This is a genomic window from Bacteroidota bacterium (genome assembly GCA_030706565.1).
In the GTDB taxonomy this organism is placed as follows: domain Bacteria; phylum Bacteroidota; class Bacteroidia; order Bacteroidales; family JAUZOH01; genus JAUZOH01.
This window is the reverse complement of record JAUZOH010000375.1, coordinates 1-3,652: the sequence shown is the minus strand read 5'-3', so window position 1 is coordinate 3,652 and position 3,652 is coordinate 1. Positions and strand designations below refer to the sequence as shown.

General features: G+C 36.3%; 3 protein-coding genes. 2 read left to right on the top strand and 1 reads right to left on the bottom strand.

Translation table 11 applies throughout. The features are described 5' to 3' along the window. Positions 1 to 94: 94 nt before the first annotated feature. Positions 95 to 1,840 carry a hypothetical protein gene (locus Q8907_14300; GenBank protein ID MDP4275443.1) on the bottom strand — a complete coding sequence of 582 codons (1,746 nt, stop codon included), beginning with the start codon at positions 1,838 to 1,840 and terminating at the stop codon, positions 95 to 97. Positions 1,841 to 2,379: 539 nt separating this feature from the next. Between Q8907_14300 and Q8907_14295 the strand changes: the two genes are divergently transcribed. Both Q8907_14295 and Q8907_14290 read left to right on the top strand, forming a co-directional pair. After that, positions 2,380 to 2,895, top strand: coding sequence for an NAD(P)H-dependent oxidoreductase subunit E (locus Q8907_14295; protein ID MDP4275442.1), 516 nt, complete (start codon positions 2,380 to 2,382; stop codon positions 2,893 to 2,895). 214 nt (positions 2,896 to 3,109) lie between these two features. After that, positions 3,110 to 3,652: proton-conducting membrane transporter (locus tag Q8907_14290; GenBank protein ID MDP4275441.1), on the top strand; the 543-nt coding region annotated here is incomplete at its 3' end.

Below are 3,652 nucleotides of genomic sequence, written 5' to 3'. Positions count from 1 at the left end.
TTTTCCTTGAATACAACGACTTAAACATTATATGTTTTAACTTAGAATCACTGATGTTCATATTTTATTCAATTCTCATTTAGAACCAGTTAAATTATTTTACCAGGCTGCGATAATGATCCACCCAGTACTTCATCCCGTCTACTCCATGATAGGTAGGAGAAATATTATTAAAACTATATGGTTTATATAAGGTAGCACATTGTTTTTCACGCTTGGATAAATCCTCAAACTTCAACCATAAATTATCATACGCCCGGATTGCCTTACGAATGCCAGTTTTATCATATTTTCCACTAATGTCGCCTACTCTTCCCTTCAACAAGATCGTCCATCCCTTTTCAACAATGGAGTGCAAGATCAATCCGTATTCTGATGAAACCATTATATAATTTTTCGTTTTTGGATCAGGGCATTCTATTGAACCGGCCAAATTAAATATTTGTTTCCACTGGTTGACACACAGTTCTTTTTCCTGCAAGGCTTCCTTAACAAGATGCTGGGCTATGATGGTGTCAAAAGTACTTTTCAGTTCGTTCAATCCTCCCAAGAACTCGTCGCGTGTCCACCATGGATCAACCGGGAAAAGTAATGACTCATGTCCCCTGATGACAGCATCTGCCGAGAGCAGGCAAAGTTTTCGAAATTTAACTACATTCTTACCTTTCAAACCAAGAACATTTGTTGCATAACCATTAAATATCTTTTCTTCGCTTTGAGTAGTATCTGCAGCCCAATGACTAACCACATAGGCATTCAAATCACACCAGAGCTCATTTTTAATATAAGGCCCTACCCAACCCCCACCGCGTGACCAAGACCAAATGCCTGCGAAATTTTTATTTGATTTCAATTCCTTCAGGCTCTTAGGCGATTTATCATTTGAGTATTCTTCAAAACCATTTATTAACCCGTTTATCACATAATCCGGGAAGGCACCTTTACCTTCATATTCACGTTGACATTCCACCTCCACAATCTGCTTATGATTGCCTATACCCAAAGTCGGATTAAATTTAATCGTCCTGTGATAATCACCTTGTGTATGTTTGATAGCAAAATAGAGGTTGGGATGAGGTTTAATACGATTGGTTACGTTTAAATAATACTGAGGCTGAGTATGAAAGAAGCCAAAATCCCATGTCCTGTATATCAAAATCTTTTTGTACTTAACACAAACCTCATCACGTAAAAGGTTGATCAGCTTAATATGAATATCTTCACCCCCGTCTGTCAAAAGAGTCTTATTGTGTGCCCACGAACTTTCATCTCGAGGAATAGGCCCATTACCGGTATGATATGGTACATTCTGCAGATAAGTCTCGCCTGTACGTATCACCAGTCCGTCAAGGCCAGGAAATCTTTCGAAAATTTCATCAAGCATAATACGGTGAATTTTTTCAGTCATGGGTTTTTCAAAGGAAATTAGTCCGTTCGAATCACAAATCTGATCATGATACAATTCTTTCAACCTTTTCGGAACAACAATAATATCTGTAAAATAAAAAATCTTGAGTCCGGCCTTATGGCATGAATCAATTTGATGCCTGATCACAATGGTCATGCTATCTACCCATTTTCGCGATTCCGAACCTTTTGGAAAAATATTCCTATTTAATGAATCATAAGTAACAGCACAACTAACCGGTCTGAATTCATTAATGACCATTCCATTATATCCATATTCTGCAATTTTATTGGGATCCCGAAAAGAAGTAACCGTTAACGGTTCTCCAGGATTATTATGCACCATATCTAAAATAAGCAGTTTATGCTGACAGAAAGCTTCAGGCATAAACAGTAACAAAGCTAAAAAAACTAAAAAAAAATTATTTTTCATTAAAACCTCATATATTAATCCATTAACAACATCTTCCTTTATGTTGCAAATTTATTTCTATAATCAGATGTTGAAGAGGTGAGATGTATTTAAGACATGTCCCGATGTTGCAAAACATGCAAAAGATTCAAAAGGCACAAATCACAATCTATTGATTAACAAAAGATAAAAATCATAATTCCATTCGACCCTATCTATAATGAGAACATCCTTGATTAATTTTTCTAAAACATTAAAAAGAAAAATTTCAGTGGTATAACTTTAGTATTTTTCCTTCTTTGAATTTTTAACCCAATATATTGCTGCTGTTATTGAGCTATTTTAGTAGTTGCAAAACAGGGCCAACCGTTAATCGTCTAATAATCAATATGTTATATATTTTTTTAAAAATTATGTCTTTTATCATATATTTTTTTTTGATAAAAACAATTGAATTTTATTATATTAGTAATAATTTCTAGTGCACATAAAGTTAAAATCCAGCAATTCGTTCTTTGGTCCAAAATGATTTTCAGAAACTTCCATAAAAACCATTTGCCATGAAAACTGAAGAAAACGTTTTAACTGCTACACTACTTGACAAAATTATCAGCAGGCATAAAGACCAACCCGGTTTCCTGCTTTCCACCCTTGAAGAGGCACAAAAATTAAATCCACACCGGTATTTGCCTAAAGAAACGCTTACAATTATTTCGCGTAAACTGAATATACCTTATTCACAGGTATATTCGGTGGCAACTTTTTATTCTTTCTTTAATCTGGCCCCTCAGGGCGACCACACCATCACAATTTGCCGGGGAACAGCCTGTCATACAAAGGGTTCAAAAGCTCTGCTGGATGATGTAAATCATTTCTTTGATATCAAACCGGAAGAAGTACGTGGAAAATCATCGTTCACGACTAAGGATAACATGTTCACCATCAAAACAGTAGCCTGCTTTGGGCAATGTGCCCTTTCCCCTGTTGTGGCTATTGATGATGTAATTTACAGCAATATGAACTCTCAGAAGCTTCAAAAAATCATTGAAGTAATCAGGAAGAAGAAAAAAAAGTAACCAGTGATCCCTCTAATTTTCTGCCTGATATTATAATGATCTCATGTCAGTTTCAGGCAGAATATCAAATAATGATGTTCATAAAATACAACCGGGCTTGTCAGTCCAATAAAGTTAAACTCACATGAAACACCCATGATTCCTGAAACACAAAACACCAATAAATATAATATATGGGTGTTCCATACGACCTTAGAAAATAAATTATAAACGTATGAAACCGACAGATCTAAAATCATTACAAAATCAGCACATATCAGATGTATATCCTTCGGTTCCCATGATTTTAGTAGGAATGGGTACCTGTGGAATCGGCAATGGAGCAGATGCTGTATTTTTCAAATTGAAACAATACATTGAAACAAAACAACTGCCCTATATTCTGAAAAAAACCGGCTGCTTCGGATATTGTTCCGAAGAACCGCTGGTAACTGTGTACATTCCGGGAAAGCCCCTGATTGTTTACCACAGGGTTTGCGGAAAAGATATCGCCTATATTGTCAAAGACATAGAAAAAGAGAAGCCTTATTCCGCCAAGGTTCTCTGCAGGATTGATGAATGGGACTATCCGACCTCCCATCATGTTTTTGGAAAAGATTATACAGAATTTCCACTCTGGAATGAGATTCCCTTTTTCAGCGGTCAGAAAAAAATCGTGCTCCGTGATGCCGGACTTATTAATCCCGAATCAATTACCGATTACATTGCCATAGGCGGCTATCAGTCTCTGGCCAAGGCATTAAACCAGATGAAACCC